Below are 595 nucleotides of genomic sequence, written 5' to 3' on the forward strand. Positions count from 1 at the left end.
GCCAGCAGGGAGTGGCCGCCCAGGGCGAAGAAGTCGTCGTCCACCCCGACCCCGGGCACCCCCAGCACCTCGGCGAACAGCCCGCACAGGATCTCCTCGCGCGGACCGCGCGGCGCCCGCCCCGCCCCGCGCACCGGCGCGAACTCCGGCACCGGCAGCGCGGCCCGGTCCAGCTTGCCGTTGGCCGTCAGCGGCAACCCCTCCTCCAGCACCACCAGCGCCGACGGCACCATGTACTCGGGCAGCACCGCCGCGACCGCGGCCGACACCGCCTCCCGGTCCGGCACCCCCTCCCCCGCCGCCGGCACCAGATACCCCACCAGGCGCTGGTCGCCCGGCTGGTCCTCGCGCAGCACCACCGCCGCCCTGGCGACCGCGGGGTGGCTCTCCAGGGCGCGGGCGACCTCCGCGGTCTCGATGCGGAACCCGCGCAGTTTGACCTGGTCGTCGCCCCGGCCGGCGTACTCCAGGTTCCCGTCGGGCCGCCAGCGGGCCAGGTCGCCGGTGCGGTACATCCGCTCCCCCGGCTCCCCGAAGGGACAGGCCACGAACCGCTCCGCGGTCATCCCCGGCCGGCCGAGGTAGCCGCGGGCCA

1 protein-coding gene is annotated in these 595 nt (G+C 77.3%); it reads right to left on the minus strand.

Going from position 1 to position 595, the window contains the following annotated elements:
* Positions 1–595, minus strand: a 595-nt coding sequence (locus tag ACFSJS_RS27925) for an AMP-binding enzyme (RefSeq protein WP_380905289.1), incomplete at both ends; no start/stop codon positions are given.

This window comes from Streptomyces desertarenae, from assembly GCF_042681365.1.
Classification (GTDB): Bacteria; Actinomycetota; Actinomycetes; order Streptomycetales; family Streptomycetaceae; genus Streptomyces; species Streptomyces desertarenae.